Origin of the sequence: Weissella sp. MSCH1 (assembly GCF_045799135.1) — a bacterium.
Classification (GTDB): domain Bacteria; phylum Bacillota; class Bacilli; order Lactobacillales; family Lactobacillaceae; genus Weissella.
In genome coordinates this window covers 24,491-44,294 of record NZ_JBJMBA010000028.1, presented here as the reverse complement: position 1 = coordinate 44,294, position 19,804 = coordinate 24,491, and the positions used below count along the sequence as shown (strand labels likewise).

The following is a 19,804-nucleotide window of genomic DNA, read 5'->3' as shown; positions in this document are numbered from 1 at the left end:
ATCCTGTGACCATACAGGTTGTGTCATAACGGGTTATAATAGATGTTAAGCATATTAACTTACAAAAAGTACACCTTTTTATTTCCATTTCAAAAATAGTTCTGTTATTCTAATATCATTCATTAAGAGAATTACATGAAACGAAGGAGCATCCGAATATGACTATCCGTGGAATTCACCACTTGACGACGATTACGTCAGATTCACCAAAGATTTTTGATTTCTTTTCAGGGGTTTTGGGTCTTCACTTGATTAAGAAGACCGTTAACCAAGATGACGTACGTACGTACCACTTGTACTTTACTGATGATATGGGATCAGCTGGAACGGTTTTGACGTTCTTCGACTTCCCAGGTATCAATAAGGCCATCCACGGTACGGATGAAATTACGCGTACGGCGTTCCGTATTCCTTCAGACGCTTCATTCGATTACTGGATTAAGCGTTTTGACGAATTCGGTGTTAAGCACGACGCAGAAACTCACGAAGAGTTTGGTGTAAAGTACTTGGACTTTGAGGACTTCGACGGACAATTGTACGCTTTGGAGTCAAACGAAAAGAACACGGGTACTTGGGCTGAAGGTACGCCATGGCAATATTCATCAGTTGATCCACAACACGCTGTACTTGGTTTGGGTGCACAATTGTTGACGATTAACAATGAAAACGCTATGCACATGGTTTTGACGTCTGTTTTGGGCGCTAAGGAAGTCGCCCGCGATGGCGATGATGTTTTGTACGAGTTCGACAATGCCGGATTCGGTGGTCAAGTCCACACGCGTTTGGTACGTTTGTTGCCACGTGGTTTGCAAGGTTATGGAAACGCGCACCACTTCGCCTTGGCAGTTGATGATGAGACGGCTTTGAACTTCTGGATCAACCGTTTGCGTCAATTGGGCTTCCAAGACTCTGGATTCGTGGATCGTTTCTACTTCAAGTCAGAGTACTTCCGTCCAACACCAGGAATCTTGTTCGAAATCGCTACGAACGGACCAGGATTCTTGCAAGACGAGACGTACGAAGAGGCTGGTCACCACTTGGAGTTGCCACCATTCTTGGAAAACATGCGTGATGAAATTGAAGCTGGATTGATTCCATTCAACTCATCAAACGATGATTTGCCTTCACCAGAGGTGTTCAAGAAGAACGTTTCTGATAACGCAGAAAACTAATGATTATTTGAAGCAGGAACAAGTTGAAACTTGGTTCCTGCTTCTTTTTTACAAATTAGGTACACTAAAAGTACGGAAAACAGGTCGCCTTTTACTTGTTAAAAGTTAGTTAAAGTAGATATAATAGAGACACTTACTCGAACGGAGAATAAATAATGGCTAAGAAAAAGTATAAAAACACCATTCGGCATGCCTATGTATCAGGTGACCCTGATTTAGCACCAATTTTGTTACTACACGGAACTGGTGGTGATGAAACCGACTTGCTTGAAATTGCTGAATTCTTGGCGCCCGAAAATCCTAAGATTTCGATTCGTGGCCGCGTTAGCGAAAATGGTATGAATCGTTATTTTGAGCGTTATGAAGAGGGAGAGTTTAATCTTGAATCTTTGCACGCAGAAACAGATTGGTTAGTTGATGCGGTTCATGAACTGGCTAAGCGTTATGAGCTTCATGAAGAGGCCATGATTATGATGGGCTTCTCAAACGGGGCAAATATTGGGGCTCATGCGATGATGGCTCGTGAAGACACGCCATGGAAGACAGCGTTGCTCTTCCACGCGATGTCTGTTGAACGATTGGAAGAAATTCAAGATTTGACGGATACGCGCGTCTTCGCATCATTTGGTGAATTTGATCCAATTATCTCAGAGACCAATTTTGATATGTTGACGGAAGATTTGCGCAAAGGTGGCACACTATTGTCGACATTTGCGATTAAGACGTCACACACGATGTCACAACCTGAAATGCAAGCTGCGAAGCTTTGGCTTGATGCAAATGACTTACTCGATGTGGATGATGAGCCAGAATGGCCAGCTTCAATGATGTATGGTGAAGATGAACATGATCACCACCACCATGATGAACACGGGCACGATCACCATCACGAAGAAGATGATCATGATTGGCACTACCCAGATGGTCAACCGGCTGAAGATGAAGATGAGGTAGCCAAGTTGCCCGAAGACTAGTAAAATTATTCACATAAACGACTGCTTAAATGGTCGGGAAAGTTACTAGTAAAGGGAGATGTCACAATGGCATTTGAAACAACAGTTAAGGTGGTAGGCGATTCAGTAACATATCGCTTCAACCCACAATTAAAGAAATACGCGCTCGGTGATACAGGATTTGTCACTAATAATGCAGGTGCGTACGTGATGCAACGTTCACTCGAACCAGCTAAGGGATTGGCAAAGGCTATTAAGCTTAAGGTTGTCGTTGATAAGGATTTATCAGGTGTGAAAATTAAAACGGTTAATCCTAACGGGGCAGCCACGGTGAACATTTTCAACCGCAAAGATAACGCTGAAATGATTGAACTCTATCGTTTCTACTTAAACGAACTGGTTGAACGTGAAATTTTATTTGCTGAATAACAAGAAAACGCAATGGCAGAATGGCGCCATTGCGTTTTTATTTATCCAGAACTTAAAGAAAACCTTGATATTTGGGCATTTGCAAGGAAAAAGGGATAACTAAAAGTTACGGTATTTTATAAAACGCAACTTATCTTTTGTAATATTAACGTCACAAAAGGTTCAATTAAACCGAATGTTAAGGTAAAATCATGTAAAATTCGCACTTTGGACATAAATTATCTAGTTTTTTAACTGGTTAATCATTTTTGTAGAAAAGTGATTAGAACAATGATTTCGACTAACAATTCGTGCACTGTTGCATCAAAGTGACCTAAAAACAGGCGTTTGAGATAGAGACGTAACGCAACGACTTTTATTTGTAACAGTACGCGCGCTCAGGTTGGTAAACTAATATCTGTTGTTGAGAGGTACACGTGTCACAGTCGCAGAGCAATTTGGCCGCGACTGTTCGAACACATTTGTACATTTATAGATATAGAGTTTTAACCAAGAAGGAGAAATATTCCCCATGAATAAGAAGATGATTACTGCATTGGCTGTTGCTGGTATGGCTACGTTCGCTTTGACTGCTGATGCATCAGCTGACACATACACGGTACAATCAGGTGACACGTTGTCACAAATTGCAGCAAACCACAACACAACGATCGATACATTGGTCGCAAACAATGCCATTGCGAACGCTAACTTGATTTATGTTGGTGAGCAATTGGAAATCGATGCAGTTGCTTCAAACGCGTCATATGATGCAACGCAAGCTTACGTCGCACCAGCTGTTGCGTCACAAGCGCCAGTTGCAACGGAAGCAGTTGTTGCCTCAGCAGAGCCGGTTGCAACGTCAGTACCAGCTACGGTTGTTGCTTCAGCAGAACCAGTTGTTGCAGCAACGTCAGCTGAAGATACGACAGCTTACACAGCGCCTGTTGCCACAACACCAGTTGCGACGACAACTACTACGGCTGCTGCTTCAGGTTCAACGTATGACCAATTTATTGCCGCTGGTGGAACTGACGCTATGTGGACGGCTATTGTTATGCCTGAATCAGGTGGTAACGTTGATGCCTCAAACGGTCAATACCACGGATTGGGTCAAACTAACCAATCATGGGGTTACGGATCAGTTTCTGAGCAAACTTCAGGTATGTTGAACTACGCAACGTCACGTTACGGTTCAGTTGACAACGCCATTGCCTTCCGTGCGGCTAACGGTTGGTGGTAAGATTTAACCAGATAATAATTAATCGATAACACAAAAGCGCTTAACGAACACACTGTTCGCTAAGCGCTTTTTTTAGTTAACTCGATGGCTTTTTGCGGCGTCAGGAAAGGCTAGCACGGCTCCTGTGACGGGCCACATCCAATACTTTTGATTTGCGATCAATTGCATTTGTAGACTGTAAACATCTGTGGGGGTGGCCATAATGGTCACGTCTGTGATGTGATCAGTTTGATAACGGCTTGGTACTAAAATTTGCGAGACCAACTGTCGGTCATCATCAATTAGAATGCCTTCGCCAAGGGTATCATCTGCAAGTTTTACTAAACGTGTCATAAATTTCTCCAAATTGGTTACATGTCACGGAATAATTCTTGCCAGGCGGCTTTGTTGAGCTTCGGCTTTTTGCGTCGTGGCTGTCGTGGTTTAGGCGTATAGGTTGCTTTTTTATACTGCCGGACGATTTCAGCCTGGACATCCTTTTCTAGTGGCAGGGAATGGGCCACAAAATCAATGGCATCAACCGGCAAATCTGGGTAGGCAGTGTGGTTGTCAATGAACCATTGGCGCATCTCACTATTCAACCCGGCATGACGTCGAATACGTTGCAACAACTCATCCAAGCCAAAATCCAAGTGGTGAATTTTGGTTTGCAACTGGCGCATGACAGCTTCGGGAATCCCAATGTGATCCGCAAAATGTGTAATGCCAAGTTTGATAAGGGTACCGTCTTGATTTTGCAGGACGTACTGGTGCTTCAAGCGTCGACCGCAGTCGCAATAGAGTTGTGGACCGGTATTCGCATCATAATTATCGTTGTAATTATAGGCGACAAACTGCCAGGTACTGCCGTGCCCGATTAAATTTTGATCAACAAAAAGCGAAGTATGCTGATAACGAATATGCTGTTTCAACACGTCTTGCTGCTCTGACGTTAAATTATGCCAAGTTTCTTGTCGTCGTTCCCGTGTCAGGGAGACTTTTGACGACTTTGCGTGCGTTGCCATGTTTGACACGACCTTTCTAGTCAAAATACATGGTAACTATTATACGCGTTATTAGTAGCCCGCCTCAAGTAGGCGTTGTGAAATAGCGGCGTAGACTGTCTCAACATCGCGTGGCGTCCCGCGCAATTCATAGCTTGCAATCACAGGTGCCTGAAAGGCAACGGCATACCGGCGGGCAGTTAAGATGTATTGAGCGTTGAAATTTTTATTACCTGAGCCGACAATCCCTAATAAATGCTGGCGATTATCGCCATATGAAATTTGATCAGCCAAGGCATTGGTCATAATTTCTTTCACGCCGTTATCGATGCCGTTACCACCATCGAGGTAAGTTGGTACAAATGCGAAAAATGGTGCCGTTTCATCTTGATCGAAACTGGCGTCAGAAATCTCGACGGCTTCAAACGTCAAATCATCGTGATCCGTGGCATATGTCACGAGATGATTGACGAAAGATCGCGTATTGCCGGAAATCGACGTATATAAAAGACGAACTTTCATGATGTATTCCTCATATATATTTTTTCTAATACTATTCCTATACAGTAGTTGATTCAACCCATTTTTGCAAATTTTTCACATAACGGAAAGTTATTTTATAATATTTTTGTAACATTCACGCCGAAGCCTAATGTGGCGGTAAATGCCGTTGTCAAGCCCTTTTTTGTTCGATATCAGTCCCTTGCATTCTGTTAGGTTCGTCGCTATACTCAAAAGCAGATATTAACTAATGTCACGAATTTAAAAAACGAAAGATGAAGGTGAATAATATGCAAAACGTTACCGTATATACGAAGAATAACTGTATTCAATGCATGATGACGAAGAAGACGCTATCTCAATATGGAGTCAGCTATGTTGAGAAGAATGTTGAGGAAGACCCAACTGCCATGGCTTTTTTGAAGGATCAAGGTTACCAAGCGGTACCAGTTGTGTTCTCTAATACAGCCGAACCAATCAAAGGCTTCCGACCTGATTTGTTGGCGGAAGTTGCCAAGGCAATTTAAACAACTGCTTCATTAGTCGTACAAACATGCTACTCAAACGTCGGTGCAGCCATAACGGGTTCCGCTTTACGTTCGGTAGCACAGGGGGAATAATTTATGTCACTAGGAACGCTCGATTTAGATAAAGTATCATACTTTGATCTAAACAATGAATTAAACATTCCAAAGGATAACAGTATCCAACTTGGAAAAGACAAGGAAGCACTAGACGCGTTTATTCGTGAAAACGTCGTCCCAAACACGCTACAGTTTGACAGTTTGCGTGACCGCTTTGATTATTTAATTGCACATGATTTTGTTGACCAAAAGATGTTGCAACAGTATAGTTTCAATTTCATCACGCGACTCTATGACTATTTAAAGTCTCAGGATTTCCAATTCAAGTCATTCATGGCCGCGTACAAGTTTTACGCACAGTATGCAGTAAAGACCAACGATAGCGAATATTATGTTGAAAACTATATTGATCGTGTTGCGATGAACGCATTGTTCTACGGTGCCGGTAATGAAGAATTAGCTATGAATTTGGCTGATGAGATGGTTCATCAACGATACCAACCAGCAACACCATCATTTTTGAATGCCGGTCGTTCGCGACGTGGTGAATTGGTGTCATGTTTTATCCTACAAACAACGGATGATATGAATGCTATCGGTCGTGTGATTAATTCAGCCCTACAACTTTCAAAAATTGGTGGTGGTGTCGGTATCAATCTTTCTAATTTGCGTGAAGCTGGTGCGCCGATTAAGGGCATTAGCAATGCTGCCTCAGGGGTTGTGCCAGTCATGAAGTTGTTGGAAGATTCTTTCTCTTACTCAAACCAGATGGGACAGCGTAACGGTGCAGGGGTGACTTACCTATCTGTCTTCCACCCGGATATCATGAGTTTCTTAGCAACAAAAAAAGAAAATGCTGATGAAAAAGTTCGCGTGAAGACGTTGTCGCTTGGGGTGACGGTCCCAGATAAGTTCTATGACTTGATTCGCTCAAATGCGGATATGTTCTTGTTCTCGCCTTATGATGTTGAACGTGAATATGGTGAGCCATTTAACTACATTGATATTACGGCTGAATACGACAACATGGTTGCAAACCCTAAGATTAAAAAGTACAAGATTCGAGCTCGCGATTTGGAAAACGAAATTTCTAAGATGCAACAAGAGTCAGGTTACCCATACGTGATTAACATTGACACGGTCAATGCTGCCAACCCAATCCACGGTAAGGTGATTTCATCGAATTTGTGTTCAGAAATTTTGCAAGTTCAAAAAGCTTCTGAGATTGATAATGAGCAACAATACGTCACGATGGGATCTGATGTTTCTTGTAACTTAGGATCAACCAACATCGTGAACATGATGGCGACCACTGACTTTGCCCGTTCAGTTGAAACGATGATGCGTGCCTTGACATTCGTATCTGATAATTCAGATCTGGATATTGTGCCATCTGTCCAAAATGGTAATCGTGAATTGCACGCGGTTGGACTTGGTGCCATGGGCCTGCACGCTTTCTTTGCGAAAAACCACATGTATTATGGTGATGAAGAAGCATTGGACTTTACGAACGCGTATTTCTTGATGTTGAACTACTATACTTTGTTGGCGTCAAATAAGATTGCTAAGGAACGTGGCGAGTCATTTTATGAATTTGAAAAGTCTGCCTATGCGGATGGTTCGTACTTTAATAAGTATTTGATGGCTGACTGGTCACCAAAGACAGCAAAGGTTCAGGGAATTTTTGAACAACATCACTTCCCAACTAAGCATGACTGGGCGATGCTAAAAGAATCTGTGCAGAAGCACGGTTTGTACAATGCTTATCGGTTGGCAATCGCACCAACGGGATCAATTTCATACGTGAATGACTCGACGGCATCTTTGCACCCAATCATTAACAAGATTGAAGAGCGTCAAGAAAAGAAGATTGGTAAGATTTATTACCCAGCACCATATCTTGGCACGGACACGTTGCCCTATTATGAATCAGCCTACAATTTGGATATGCGTAAAGTGATTGATGTATATGCAACTGCGCAACAGCACATTGATCAGGGCATGGCTTTAACGTTGTTTATGCGTTCGACAATCCCAGCTGGTTTGTATGAATGGAAAAATGGTCGAACGGATAAAATGACCACCCGTGACTTAAATATTTTACGGATGTACGCGTACCATAAGGGCGTTAAGTCGATTTATTATGTACGAACGTATACAGACGATATGGAAGAATTCGGGGTGAATGAGTGCGAAAGCTGCTCAATCTAGCGAATTGTGAAATAATAAGCAAAAAGCTGGTATAATCTAGCTATGATTTAAGAAACGGTCAGGGTCTTAAAACTCTGACCGTTTCAATGTGTAAGTGATAGGGGATTGTTATGACTGAAGGATACGTTGCCATCAACTGGAATGAAGTTGAGGATGCGATTGATAAAGCAACATGGGAAAAATTAACTGAACAATTTTGGCTAGATACACGTATTCCGTTATCAAATGATTTGGATGACTGGCGTAAGATGACTGAAGAGGAACATTATCTGGTTGGCCACGTATTTGGTGGATTAACGTTGTTGGATACGTTGCAGTCACAAGATGGTATGGCGTCATTGAAGCGTTCAGTGCGTACACAACACGAAGAAGCAGTTTTAAATAATATTGAGTTCATGGAATCAGTGCACGCGAAGTCATATTCATCAATTTTTGAAACATTGAATACGCCCGCTGAAATCGATGAAATTTTTTCATGGACAAATACCAATGATTTCCTACAATACAAGGCGCAACGAATTAATCAAATCTACCAAACTGGGGATGATTTGCAAAAGAAGGTTGCGTCGGTATTCTTGGAAACATTCTTATTCTACTCAGGATTTTATACACCGTTGTGGTACTTAGGCCACAACAAGTTGAATAATGTGGCGGAAATCATCAAGCTAATTTTGCGTGATGAATCCGTGCACGGTACTTACATTGGTTACAAGTTCCAGCTAGGATTCAACGAGTTGACAGAAGACCAACAAAGCGAAATGAAGATGTGGATGTATGATTTGTTGCTAGACCTTTATAATAATGAAGAGCAATATACTAAGCACTTGTATGATGGAATTGGTTGGACAGAATCGGTATTGACGTTCTTACGCTATAACGCAAACAAAGCGTTAATGAATCTTGGACAAGATCCGTTGTTCCCAGATGGCGCTGAAGATGTTAATCCAATTGTGATGAATGGTATTTCAACGACCACATCTAATCACGATTTCTTTTCACAAGTTGGAAATGGTTACCGTTTGGGCCAGGTCGAAGTCATGGAAGATGGCGATTACAACATTGGTTTGGATTAGGTTGCATTTAAAAAATTAAAATGCTATCATAATTGCAAGATAAAAGTTAGGTGGAAACAGTGATGCAAAATGCAATGGCACAATTAAATGGTTGGTGGCGCAGCTAACGCGTCCGAATTGTTGATTAACAGATTCGGTACGTGCTCTTTTAGAGCGTATTGAGTCTGTGCCGACTGATTTCCGTTAACGAAAGGTCTGCACGGGTTACCGCGCAGGCCTTTCTTTTTACCGCAAGAGGGGTTTGCTAGGAGACCCTTTTGCGGTTTTATTTTGTCATGATAGTAAGAGGATAGCGATATGAATAAGAAAGTGATGGTAGCGTTAGGGCTACTCGCGGCAGTGTTAGTGGCAGCCGGCGTGCAAGAGTCAGTTAGCGAGCAACGGGCAGCGAAAGTCCCAACGGTTGGCATTTTACAATTTATGTCTCACCCGGCTTTGGATGCAATTAATAAGGGTATTCATACGGGATTGACTGAGAGTGGTTATCACATTGGTAAGGACGTCAAAATTGATTTTCAAAACGCGCAGGGCGACCAATCTAATCTGAAAACGATGGCAACGAAATTTGCGGATGCTAACGATGCCGTATCGGTTGGGATTGCAACCCCAGCCGCAGTAGCGTTGGCAAATTCAATCAAGACGCAACCAGTGGTGTTTTCAGCTTCTACAAACCCGATTGGCGCTAAGTTGGTAAAAAGTTACCAGAATCCTGGTGGTAATGTGACGGGAGTGTCTGATCAAGCCCCTTTGCCAGCGCAATTAAAGATGATGCGTGCATTTGTCCCCGGGCTTAAGACATTGGGGGTGATTTATACCTCCTCTGATGACTCGGCGACGACTGAGGCGCGCAAGATGATTACTTTAGCTAAGCAGGCGGGATTAAAGGTTAAAACCTATACAATTGCTTCTTCAAATGATTTAAATCAAACGTCGTTACAAATGGTAGCAGGGCATCAAGTCGATGCAGTATTCGTCCCAACGGATAACACCATTGCTGGTGCCATGACGACGCTTGTCAAGAATACGGACACGGCCAAGGTACCAGTCTTCCCCACGGTTGACACGATGGTGGCAGATGGTGGTGTGGCGGCTGAATCAATTAACCAAACGAAATTGGGTGTCATGACTGGAAAAATGGTGGCCAAGATTTTGAAGGGGGCTGACCCAAAGTCAGTACCGGTTGATTTTACCAAGGCAGGCGAATTAGTCGTGAACAAAGCACAATTAGATAAACTAGGTCTGACATTACCTCGTGGGTATACAGATGCAAAGCTTGTAAAGTAGAAAGGGCACATAGATGAGCATTTTAGTTTCAGCCATTGGGCAAGGGTTATTGTGGGCGACACTCGGCATTGGGTTGTTCTTAACATTTCGAATTTTAGATTTTCCGGATATGACTGTTGAAGGAACGTTTCCGCTGGGGGCAGCCGTGGCAGTCACATTGATTGCAAATGGTATGAACCCGGCGCTAGCTAGCTTGATTGCTGCGTTAGCCGGTGCGTTAGCTGGTCTGGTGACCGGTTTGATTTATACGAAGGGTAAGGTACCTATTTTGCTAGCCGGTATTTTAACAATGACTGCCATTTATTCGATTAATTTGCGTGTCATGGGTCAAGCGAACCGGTCACTCCTAGGGAAAGAAACGTTGTTTACGGCGCCTTTCTTGGACTTCTTGCCTAAGAATTTCCCAACGGTTATGGTGGGGTTGCTCATTATCATTGTGGTGACAGGTGCCACAGCGGCATTTTTGCAAACGGAATTGGGGCAGGCGTTTATTGTGACTGGTGATAATCGTGCAATGGCACGTTCATTAGGGGTCAATACAGATAATATGACCATTATGGGACTGATGGTATCGAATGCCTTAATCGGTCTTGGGGGTGCTTTAGTCGCACAAAATAACGGGTTTGCCGATGTAAATATGGGGATTGGGGTTATCGTGGTAGCGTTGGCTTCTATTATCATTGGTGAAGTTATTTTTACTGATCAAATGACGCTGACGGACCGGTTGATTACGGTTGTGATTGGTTCAGTCCTTTATCGTTTTGTTTTGGTCATCGTTTTGTATCTTGGCTTTAACGCGAATGATTTGAATCTCTTTAGTGCTGTCGTACTTGGATTGGCGTTGATTTTGCCACAGCTACGCAAGTACTTCAAGCTGGATAGTGTATTACGTAAGGGGGTCGCCTCACATGACTAAGACGAGTTTAAGATTAGAAAATGCAACGGTGGTTGTGAATCAAGGCACACCTGAGGAAAAGACGATTTTAGATAACGTCTCATTGACGCTTAACGAAGGTGATTTCGTCACGGTGTTAGGGTCAAACGGGGCGGGTAAATCAACCTTGTTCAATGTGATTGCAGGGTCCCTGATGTTAACTGCCGGTCATGTTTATCTTGGTGATCAAGACGTGACACGCCTAACTGAAACGCAACGGACGAAGTTCTTGGCCCGTGTGTTTCAAGATCCTAAGCTGGGGACTGCACCCCGCATGACGGTTGCTGAGAACTTATTGTTTGCTGAACGGCGGGGATTGTCACGTCGTCTTAAGTGGCGGGGGCTGACCAAAGAAAAACTGGCTGAGTTTGCGACGGTTGCGGCGACGATGGGAAATGGGCTCGATGCACGTTTGCATGTCGCGACTGGTGACCTATCGGGTGGACAGCGACAAGCCTTGTCATTTCTCATGGCGACAAGGCTACGACCTGAGTTATTGTTGCTTGATGAGCACACGGCGGCGCTTGACCCCAAGACGAGTGAGCAGCTGATGCGCGTCACGGACCAACGAATTCGGGAAGACGCATTAACAGCGCTGATGATTACACATCATCTTGAAGATGCAATTCAGTATGGTAACCGACTAATTATTATGTCTGCTGGAAAAGTATCGTTAGATGTTGCTGGTGCGGATAAGGCAAAATTGACGGTGCCAGATTTGCTTGAATACTTTAATCGTTATTAACAAAAAGCACTCGCGTTTGTGAGTGCTTTTTTGTTGTGAGTTAGAGACTTAACCTGATGTTTTCCTAAAAGGCTGAATAAGTGGTAAATTAGAAGGTGAGTTTTTTGCTGGAGGTATGGTATGAAAATTGATCGCACAAGACTGCTTGTTGTCGGTCGTGCAGTAATCGTGGGAATATTAGTTGGTATTGTTGTGAGTGCTTTCCGCTGGCTAGTGGAAGCCATTTTAGAACAGTGGCGCTATATCTACCATCAAATTGGCCATGCTGCGAACTGGCCAATTTGGTTAGTTGGCACAATTGTTGGGATGATTGGTTTGACCATTTTGGTGGGGCTCATTATTAAAGGTGACCCAAATGTCAACGGATCAGGAATTCCGCAAGTTGAAGGACAATTAGCCGGACAGATGACGGTTAACCCATCTTCTGTGCTGTGGCGTAAGTTCACGGCGGGCTTAATCACAATTGGCTCTGGTGCGATGTTGGGCCGTGAAGGGCCATCCATTCAATTGGGATCTGCCGTGGCACAGTTATATGGTGAAAAGCGGGGGTATGACGCCCGTGATACGAAATTAATGATTGCGATGGGGGCAGCAGCTGGTTTATCAGCAGCGTTTGGTGCACCCGTAGCTGGTACGTTGTTTGTGTTAGAGGAGGTTTATCGGACCTTTTCGATGTTGGTTTGGTTAGGGGCTTTAACGAGTGCCGTTGTGGCTGATATGGTGAGTGTGAACGTGTTTGGATTAACACCTGTGTTACACATGGCCAATTTGCATGCACTACCCTTGATTGATTATGCGTGGTTGCCATTATTCGGGATTTTGCTCGGGTTGTTTGGTTATGTTTATCAACGGGCCACGTTGGCAGCGCCTAAGTTATTTGCAAGTTTAACGTGGCTACCACGTCATTATCACTTTATTGTGGTCTTTATATTGATGCTACCAATCGGGATTTGGTTGCCTCACTTGCTTGGTGGTGGGGCCGGGTTAATTTTGGACCCAACGACAGCAACCGCTTCAATTGGATTATTAGCTCTTATTCTAGTGCTTCGGTTTGCTTATTCAACCTTAGCCTTTGGGTCTGGCGTTCCAGGTGGCATTTTTTTACCTATTTTGACACTTGGTGCTGTTGCTGGTGCCTTGTATGGCGCAATATTGGTGCATTTAGGTTGGTTGCAACCAACCTATGTATTGGACATGATGATTTTGGGGATGGCTGGCTATTTTGCCAGCATCTCGAAGGCCCCATTTACAGCCATTGTTCTGATTGCTGAAATGGTTGGCTCGATGAGTCATTTGGTCGCCATGGCAATGGTCGCGTTGATTGCGTATCTTGTAGTCGACTTTTTGGGTGGTGAACCCATTTACGAGTCTTTGTTGGCCCGGTTACGTTTGTCTGATCAGCTGACGGAATTACGGGGACGCCTCGAAGAAATGACGATTGTTGTTGCGCCAGGGAGTGCATTAGAAGATGCGGAAGTTCGTCAATTACAATTGCCAAAAGGCGTCCTTATTCAACGGATTCGACGAGGCGCGGAAGAACAGTTGCCCAATGGTGATTTTATCCTGCGGGTGGGCGATGAGTTGATCCTGTTAACTGATGAAGCGCAGTTTGGTAAGGTTTGGGATATTATGCAAGCCTTAAATCGGGAGGATCGTTAAAGATGACAAAACTTTTTTGGCAGCGTTTAATGGCGGTTGGTATTGGTGGTTTCTTTGGTGGAAGTCTGCGTGAAGCGGTCGCGCTGCTGGTTAATGTCACGGCTTTTCCGCTATCAACGCTAATTATTAATTTGACCGGTACTTTCTTGTCGGCTTTTCTAGTTGTCATTTGGTCAAAAAAAGTGACACTTGCGCAACCGGTTGCTGATTTTATTATGGTTGGCGTACTCGGGGCATATACCACATACTCAACAGCCATCTTAGATATGGTGACACACGGTTGGTTAATTGGTGGTCTGTATATCCTTGTGAGTGTTGTTGGCGGTGTCGTAGTTGTCTATCTGGGGCGTTATTTGGCTGAAAAGGTGGTGGCAGCATGATACAAATGGTCGTTGCAGGCCTGGGCGCGATTTTCGGCTCAATGGCCCGATTCAGTTTGTTAGAGTTGGCGCCAAAAGTATTTGGTAAGGCAAGTGCTTGGATGGTGATGGTCATCAATCTGTCAGCCGCATTGTTAATCGGTTTTGCGTATGGCATGCAGTTACCGGTTATGCAAAATACGTTCTGGGCAACTGGTATTTTGGGTGGTTATTCAACCTTTTCAACCCCAATTGTTGCCTTGGCAAATGGGCTACAAAATCCCGGTGAACGGGTTAACATTATCGGCCAAACCATACTAGCGTTTGTGGGCGGCGTCCCAGTCTTATTGCTAGGCGCGTGGTTAGGGGCACACTTTTGATTGGAAACGTGGTAAATTTAATACACGACGTAAACTATTTGGAGAAAAATAAGAGAAGATGAGCAAGATCGCGGTTTTGGTGGATAGTTCAAGTTATATTTCACCCGAAGATTTAGAAGCTTTAAATATTAAGCAAATTAATAATCCCATTATGATGGGCACACAAGTATTTCATGAGAATGAAGATTGGCAAACGCCGGCTGAATTTTATGAAATGGCCCGGACGGCAGCAACCCCATTTACAACCTCGCAGCCAGAAATTGGCGTTTTCATGACGGCCTTCAACGACTTGGCTGCAGCAGGTTATACTGACGTAATTGCCGTGGTTTTGTCGAGCGGTATTTCAGGTACCTATTCATCAGTCCAATCATTGTCACAAACGATGGATAATATTAAAATCCATGCTTGGGATTCACAAATTGCCGCAGCTGGAGCCGGCAATCAGGCTAAGTTGGCAGCCGAAATGGTGCGAGCTGGCCATGATGTAGCGGAAATTTTGGCGGCTTTGACGACGCTACGTGGAACGACTAATGTTTATTTCGCAGTAGATGATATTCGTCATTTGCAACGCACGGGTCGAATTTCAGGTGGGCAGGCAACGCTGGGATCATTGCTAAATATCAAGCCAATGTTGACCTTTGAAGATGGCAAAATCATTGCAATCGGGAAGGAACGCGCGATGAAGCGGGCTTGGAAGAAAATGATAGCTGACTTCACAGCAATTCACGATGCTGCTACTTATCCATTACGCGTTGCCATTGTTGATGGTAACCATCCAGATTTGGCAGATAGCTGGGCGGCTGAATTGCAAGCCGCGTTCCCGGATGTGGTTGTCGAACGTAGCATCATTGGGCCTTACATTGGTGTCCACACGGGCGAAAAAGCCATGGGGATGATTTGGGGGCAGGACTACAAGTCGTTATTATAAAGTTAAAGAATAGTTAAAGGTCTATACCAAACAAATGTTGGTATAGACCTTTTTTCATAAGGAATCATTGTCAAATCAACGGTTTAAGTGCAAAATAAAAAACATTGGTATAGGAAATTATTCATACTGTTAATTATTTTTTAGGGGAATTGTAAAAATGAAGGATTATCTACAACGAATGGGTCGTTCGTTGATGTTGCCAGTTTCCGTATTGCCAGCGGCGGCTTTACTTGTTGGGGTTGGTAATTGGATTTTGCGTTTACCGGGTGGTGTCGCGCAATCGATTGGAAATTTTTTGGCCTTTGCCGGTAATGGCTTGTTGGGCCAGTTGGCCTTGCTGTTTGCAGTCGGGTTGGCCTTGGGTATGGTGCAGAAGAAGGAAGCTGGCGCAGTTGCACTAGCAGCTGTTGTGGCGTACGAATTGCCGGTCAACTTATTAGCACCCAAGAATATCGCAGCACTGATGAACATCAAGCTTAGCGCCGTAAACCCGGCGTTTGATGCGTTGGTGACAAATAATGTGTTGCTGGGTATTATTTCAGGTTTGCTAGCGGCAGCAATGTATAATCGCTTTAGCGAAGTACGGTTGCCAGCTGCTTTAGCCTTCTTTAGCGGTAAGCGTTCAGTACCGATTATCACAGCTGTCCTGATGTTGTTGGTTTCGGTTGTATTATTATTGGTATGGCCACCGGTTTATACCGGCTTGGTTACGTTTGCGAAGCTGATTTCTGGTCTTGGCTGGGTAGGAGCCGGGTTGTACGGTTTCTTCAACCGCATGTTGATTCCAACTGGTTTGCACCACGCGTTGAATTCAGTCTTTTGGTTTAATATTGCCGGTATTAACGATATTGGTAATTACTGGAACTCAACTGGTGTTAAGGGTGTAACAGGTATGTACCAAGCCGGCTTCTTCCCAATTATGATGTTTGGGTTACCGGCTGGTGCTTATGCTATTTATCGGCAAGCACGTCCCGCGCAAAAGAAGCGGGTTGGGTCATTGATGTTAGCAGCTGGCATTGCGGCCTTCTTCACGGGGGTCACTGAGCCACTTGAGTTCTCATTCATGTTTGTGGCTTGGCCATTGTATGTGATTCACGCTGTTTTGATGGGCTTGTCATTGGCCATTGCGGCCTTCTTTCACTGGACGTCAGGATTTACGTTCTCTGGTGGTTTAGTCGATTACATTCTGAGTTATTCAATGCCATTGGCGAATAAGCCATACATGTTGCTAGTGCAAGGCCTCGTATTTGCGGTCTTGTACTACAGTATTTTTACATTCGCGATTAAGAAGTTTAACTTGATGACGCCTGGTCGTGATCCTAAGGATGACGATGACGCGGCTAACGATGTACAAGTTGGTAAGGCTGCAACAGTTGGTGGGGAAGATAAGTACCTCCGCACTGCCCGAATGGTATGGTCAGCACTAGGTGGCGACGCAGCTGCCAAGGATAATTTGACGTACTTGTACAACTGCACGACGCGTCTGCGTTACAAAATGACAGATACGTCACTGGCCGATGTGGATGCGTTGAAGAAGACACCTGGTGTCATGGGTGTTAACGTTTTGGATGATCACCAAATTCACATCGTGATTGGACCTGATGTACAATTCGTGGCTGATAACGTTGAAAAGATTTATAACGGTGAGTTGTCATCGAAGCTGGAGAAGCCATTGTCTGCTGATGAGGTGAAGACAGTTGATGAAGCACCAGCTGGTAAGGAAGAAAACTTCTTTGCGGTTGCTAACGGTGCCCTACTTCACTTGGAACACGTCCAGGATGAGACGTTTGCTTCAAAAATGATGGGTGACGGTTTTGCCATTGAACCAACCGATGACAATATCTTGGCGCCAATTGACGCCGAGGTTACGATGGTTTCACCAACCAAGCACGCTATCGGCTTACGGACAGAAAGCGGTTTGGAAATCTTGGTGCACATGGGAATCAACACTGTTGAACTAAACGGTGAACCATTTGATATCAAGGTGGCCGTGGGTGATAAAATCAAGCACGGTGACTTGCTTGCGACAATGGACATTGCTGCGGTTAAGGCTGCCGGCAAGCTTGCGACCACGATGGTTATCTTCATGGGCTTGTCAGAACAAGCCGAAGTCAAAGTTGACGATGAAGAGATTTTTGATGGTATCGCGGGGAATTATGTTGGCCGCGTGATTTTCTAGTAACGACATTCTAAAATTTAGACACAAAAACTCGTCTTTACGGTTGTAGTAAGTTAGCTACAATTGTGAGGACGAGTTTTGTTTTTTAAATCATATAAAAAATGTAAGGGAATATAGTTGAATGACTGTTTCGCCGGTGGTACACTCAGTTAAGAGAAAAAGGCACGTGCGCTAACACGCGCAAAAATCCAGAGAGAATAGATGTTGGAAGGTGTAACGCATGAGTTTAATTAATCGTGATCGAATCAATGAGATTCGACAAGCAAATGACATCCCGGTTCGTGAATTAGCGAATATTGGCATTAGCCGTAACCGCTATTACCGGTACTTGAATGAAGAAAATGATTTGCCTGCCGAGGGGTTCATCTCATTGATGAGTCACTTACTTTTGACGGGTGCGGAAATCAATAGTGAATTGGTTAACGGGCATGACACAGTTGAAGGATTAATGGGCGAGTTGTTGGCAGCAAATCAAGCCCAAGATGCAGAAACAATCAAAGAAGTGAGTCGACGCAGTTATCAGCTGTTCCGAAATACGATGGCTCGCGGATTTTTGCGTGTCGCGAGTTTAGCAGATGTGCTTCACGCGCGATTGATTCCCGATGAACACGCGCAAATTGCCCAACAAATTTTGATTGATTCGTTTGAAGCGGTTAAAATCTGGCGTGCGATGGATGTGGCATTGCTGTATCCGGTGATTGCAGAAGTTGATAAGGCGATGGCACAACAATATCTGTCAGAAATCTGGACCAAGAGCTGGCCACATAGTACGATGGAACGATTGAATGCAATGACTGTGCGTTATATGACGGTTTTGTTGGGCCGTGACGATTTTGATTTAGCCAGTTTTAAAACCGTGGCAGATTGGATCGTTAATGAGCCGAAGACCGCAATGAGCTTCGCTTGGTGGGCGCGACTGGTATCTCAATTGGAATACCATAATTGGGATGACGCTCGGAAACTGGCGAACCAGGCATCTGAATTAGGTATGGCTGAAATGGCCGAGTTATCAAGTGCCTTGATTGATGCTTGGTACAAGCGAGCAGAAAATATATGATGATTAAAATAGCCCCAACATGACCGAACTTGGTCGTGTTGGGGCTATTAACTATTTGTTAGCAATGACTTCGATGTGGTTACCTTCAAAATCATCTAAATGGAAAATGATATGCCGACCATCGTCACTCTCAGTAGCTGGCTTGGCCTGGGTGACATAGTAATTGATAAAGTGATTTTCAACGGTTTCCTTGTGATCACGAACGGTGACCTGGACAACAATTGGCTCGGCTTCCGGATCTTCTTCAAATACGATTGATTGCTGATCAAAGTACAAGTGCCGGGATTCATTCTCACCAAATTCAGTTGGCAAATCAAAAACTTCACGGTAAAAACGGACAGCTCGTGCAACATTCGTGGTCGGAATGCGCAGGGGAGCAAATTTACGAACTCGCATAATAAACCTCATTTGACTCTTAATGTGTATCCATTATACGCCTTTCTCATAGGTGGTACACGATGGAAAATGGATAATTACCCGCTTTGCGCGTCTGTATTGCTAGATGGAGGTGCGTAAATGCTAGAAATTGCAGATTCGGTGCAAAAAGTTGGTGATGCGATGGTGCAGCAGTTTGGACAGGCACCACAAGAGACCTGTTGGATACTAGCAGTCAATACGCAAATGCGGGTGCTAGAAGTTAATCGGGTCGCAATTGGAACCTTGGACAGTGTGACGGTGCATCCACGTGATATTTTTCGACGCCTAGTTGCCCTGAATGCTTACGGCTTTATTATGGTTCATAATCATCCGAGTGGTAGTTTACGACTCTCACAAGCTGATCACAAACTACTGACCCAATTGGCAATGTGTAGTGGGGTCATGCAATTCCATTTTCTTGACTTTATGGTTATTTCAAGTCGCGGCTATACGAGTTTAAGGTCGCAACATTGGTTGACAGAAATAAGCATTGAAACGTTGTATGACTTATGGACGAAAAACGATAAGGTGTGATAAACTTAATAAGAAATTAGTGTGGCGTTTTATCGTAGCAATTATTAATCTGAGCCTTGAAGTTTGTCTGGGCAGTGAGATTATTTTTTGCAGTTGATAAGGGTGACTAGGTTACGGTGGTGGGTGATAACTGCTGACGTGCCTAGAATGCTTATGTCAGGCCATAGAAAAATCAACTATAAAATATTGTAAAGAAAAGG

At 44.0% G+C, this 19,804-nt stretch carries 21 protein-coding genes; 17 read left to right on the top strand and 4 right to left on the bottom strand.

Annotation, left to right across the window (positions count from 1 at the left end; genetic code table 11):
- The first annotated feature begins 158 nt into the window (after positions 1–158).
- The 4 genes from ACJ28U_RS02185 to ACJ28U_RS02170 all read left to right on the top strand — a co-directional run bounded on the left by ACJ28U_RS02185 (position 159) and on the right by ACJ28U_RS02170 (position 3,776).
- On the top strand, positions 159–1,172 hold the full coding sequence (locus ACJ28U_RS02185; RefSeq protein ID WP_010373374.1) for a VOC family protein: 1,014 nt from the start codon (positions 159–161) through the stop codon (positions 1,170–1,172).
- A 155-nt stretch (positions 1,173–1,327) separates the two neighbouring features.
- Positions 1,328–2,146 carry an alpha/beta hydrolase gene (locus ACJ28U_RS02180; RefSeq protein WP_407618254.1) on the top strand — a complete coding sequence of 273 codons (819 nt, stop codon included), beginning with the start codon at positions 1,328–1,330 and terminating at the stop codon, positions 2,144–2,146.
- Between the two features lie 66 nt (positions 2,147–2,212).
- Positions 2,213–2,554 (top strand): cysteine desulfurase, encoded by a 342-nt coding sequence (locus ACJ28U_RS02175; RefSeq protein ID WP_010373371.1) that lies wholly within the window; start codon positions 2,213–2,215, stop codon positions 2,552–2,554.
- 511 nt (positions 2,555–3,065) lie between these two features.
- Positions 3,066–3,776, top strand: coding sequence for a LysM peptidoglycan-binding domain-containing protein (locus ACJ28U_RS02170; RefSeq protein WP_407618253.1), 711 nt, complete (start codon positions 3,066–3,068; stop codon positions 3,774–3,776).
- A gap of 72 nt (positions 3,777–3,848) precedes the next feature.
- Here ACJ28U_RS02170 and ACJ28U_RS02165 read toward each other — a convergent pair whose 3' ends face one another.
- The 3 genes from ACJ28U_RS02165 to ACJ28U_RS02155 are packed head-to-tail and all read right to left on the bottom strand — an operon-like array spanning position 3,849 to position 5,281.
- Positions 3,849–4,109, bottom strand: a complete 261-nt coding sequence (locus ACJ28U_RS02165) for a hypothetical protein (protein WP_407618252.1) — start codon at positions 4,107–4,109, stop codon at positions 3,849–3,851.
- Positions 4,110–4,126: 17 nt separating this feature from the next.
- On the bottom strand, positions 4,127–4,780 hold the full coding sequence (locus tag ACJ28U_RS02160) for a hypothetical protein (protein WP_407618251.1): 654 nt from the start codon (positions 4,778–4,780) through the stop codon (positions 4,127–4,129).
- Between the two features lie 51 nt (positions 4,781–4,831).
- Entirely contained in the window at positions 4,832–5,281 is a 450-nt protein-coding gene (locus ACJ28U_RS02155) for a class Ib ribonucleoside-diphosphate reductase assembly flavoprotein NrdI (RefSeq protein WP_407618250.1), read from the bottom strand.
- Positions 5,282–5,550: 269 nt separating this feature from the next.
- On the opposite strand from ACJ28U_RS02155, the gene nrdH reads away from it, so the two are divergent.
- From nrdH to ACJ28U_RS02095, 12 genes are all read left to right on the top strand, one after another.
- Entirely contained in the window at positions 5,551–5,787 is a 237-nt protein-coding gene (gene nrdH, locus ACJ28U_RS02150) for a glutaredoxin-like protein NrdH (protein ID WP_099087764.1), read from the top strand.
- A gap of 96 nt (positions 5,788–5,883) precedes the next feature.
- Positions 5,884–8,055 carry a class 1b ribonucleoside-diphosphate reductase subunit alpha gene (gene nrdE, locus ACJ28U_RS02145; protein WP_407618249.1) on the top strand — a complete coding sequence of 724 codons (2,172 nt, stop codon included), beginning with the start codon at positions 5,884–5,886 and terminating at the stop codon, positions 8,053–8,055.
- 110 nt (positions 8,056–8,165) lie between these two features.
- Positions 8,166–9,128, top strand: a complete 963-nt coding sequence (gene nrdF, locus ACJ28U_RS02140; RefSeq protein ID WP_010373355.1) for a class 1b ribonucleoside-diphosphate reductase subunit beta — start codon at positions 8,166–8,168, stop codon at positions 9,126–9,128.
- Positions 9,129–9,425: 297 nt separating this feature from the next.
- On the top strand, positions 9,426–10,412 hold the full coding sequence (trpX, locus tag ACJ28U_RS02135) for a tryptophan ABC transporter substrate-binding protein (protein WP_407618248.1): 987 nt from the start codon (positions 9,426–9,428) through the stop codon (positions 10,410–10,412).
- 13 nt (positions 10,413–10,425) lie between these two features.
- Entirely contained in the window at positions 10,426–11,328 is a 903-nt protein-coding gene (locus tag ACJ28U_RS02130; protein ID WP_010373353.1) for an ABC transporter permease, read from the top strand.
- Positions 11,321–12,091, top strand: coding sequence for an ABC transporter ATP-binding protein (locus ACJ28U_RS02125; RefSeq protein ID WP_043709166.1), 771 nt, complete (start codon positions 11,321–11,323; stop codon positions 12,089–12,091). The genes ACJ28U_RS02130 and ACJ28U_RS02125 overlap by 8 nt, the downstream gene beginning before the upstream one ends.
- Before the next feature lie 120 nt (positions 12,092–12,211).
- Positions 12,212–13,750, top strand: coding sequence for a ClC family H(+)/Cl(-) exchange transporter (locus ACJ28U_RS02120; RefSeq protein ID WP_407618247.1), 1,539 nt, complete (start codon positions 12,212–12,214; stop codon positions 13,748–13,750).
- 2 nt (positions 13,751–13,752) lie between these two features.
- Positions 13,753–14,130: a fluoride efflux transporter FluC gene (locus tag ACJ28U_RS02115; protein ID WP_407618246.1), complete on the top strand. Its 378-nt coding sequence runs from the start codon at positions 13,753–13,755 to the stop codon at positions 14,128–14,130.
- Entirely contained in the window at positions 14,127–14,489 is a 363-nt protein-coding gene (locus ACJ28U_RS02110; protein WP_407618245.1) for a CrcB family protein, read from the top strand. The genes ACJ28U_RS02115 and ACJ28U_RS02110 overlap by 4 nt, the downstream gene beginning before the upstream one ends.
- 58 nt (positions 14,490–14,547) lie before the next feature.
- Positions 14,548–15,417 (top strand): DegV family protein, encoded by an 870-nt coding sequence (locus ACJ28U_RS02105; RefSeq protein WP_407618244.1) that lies wholly within the window; start codon positions 14,548–14,550, stop codon positions 15,415–15,417.
- Between the two features lie 157 nt (positions 15,418–15,574).
- Complete coding sequence (nagE, locus tag ACJ28U_RS02100; RefSeq protein WP_099087771.1) at positions 15,575–17,596, top strand: N-acetylglucosamine-specific PTS transporter subunit IIBC; 2,022 nt, start codon at positions 15,575–15,577, stop codon at positions 17,594–17,596.
- Between the two features lie 220 nt (positions 17,597–17,816).
- The gene (locus tag ACJ28U_RS02095) at positions 17,817–18,653 is read left to right on the top strand and encodes a hypothetical protein (protein WP_407618243.1); all 837 of its coding nucleotides are present in this window, start codon (positions 17,817–17,819) and stop codon (positions 18,651–18,653) included.
- 51 nt (positions 18,654–18,704) lie between these two features.
- Here the strand turns inward: ACJ28U_RS02095 and ACJ28U_RS02090 are convergent, their stop codons facing one another.
- Positions 18,705–19,049 carry a lactoylglutathione lyase gene (locus ACJ28U_RS02090; protein WP_099087773.1) on the bottom strand — a complete coding sequence of 115 codons (345 nt, stop codon included), beginning with the start codon at positions 19,047–19,049 and terminating at the stop codon, positions 18,705–18,707.
- Positions 19,050–19,169: 120 nt separating this feature from the next.
- Between ACJ28U_RS02090 and ACJ28U_RS02085 the strand changes: the two genes are divergently transcribed.
- Complete coding sequence (locus ACJ28U_RS02085) at positions 19,170–19,604, top strand: JAB domain-containing protein (protein WP_407618242.1); 435 nt, start codon at positions 19,170–19,172, stop codon at positions 19,602–19,604.
- Positions 19,605–19,804 lie beyond the last annotated feature (200 nt).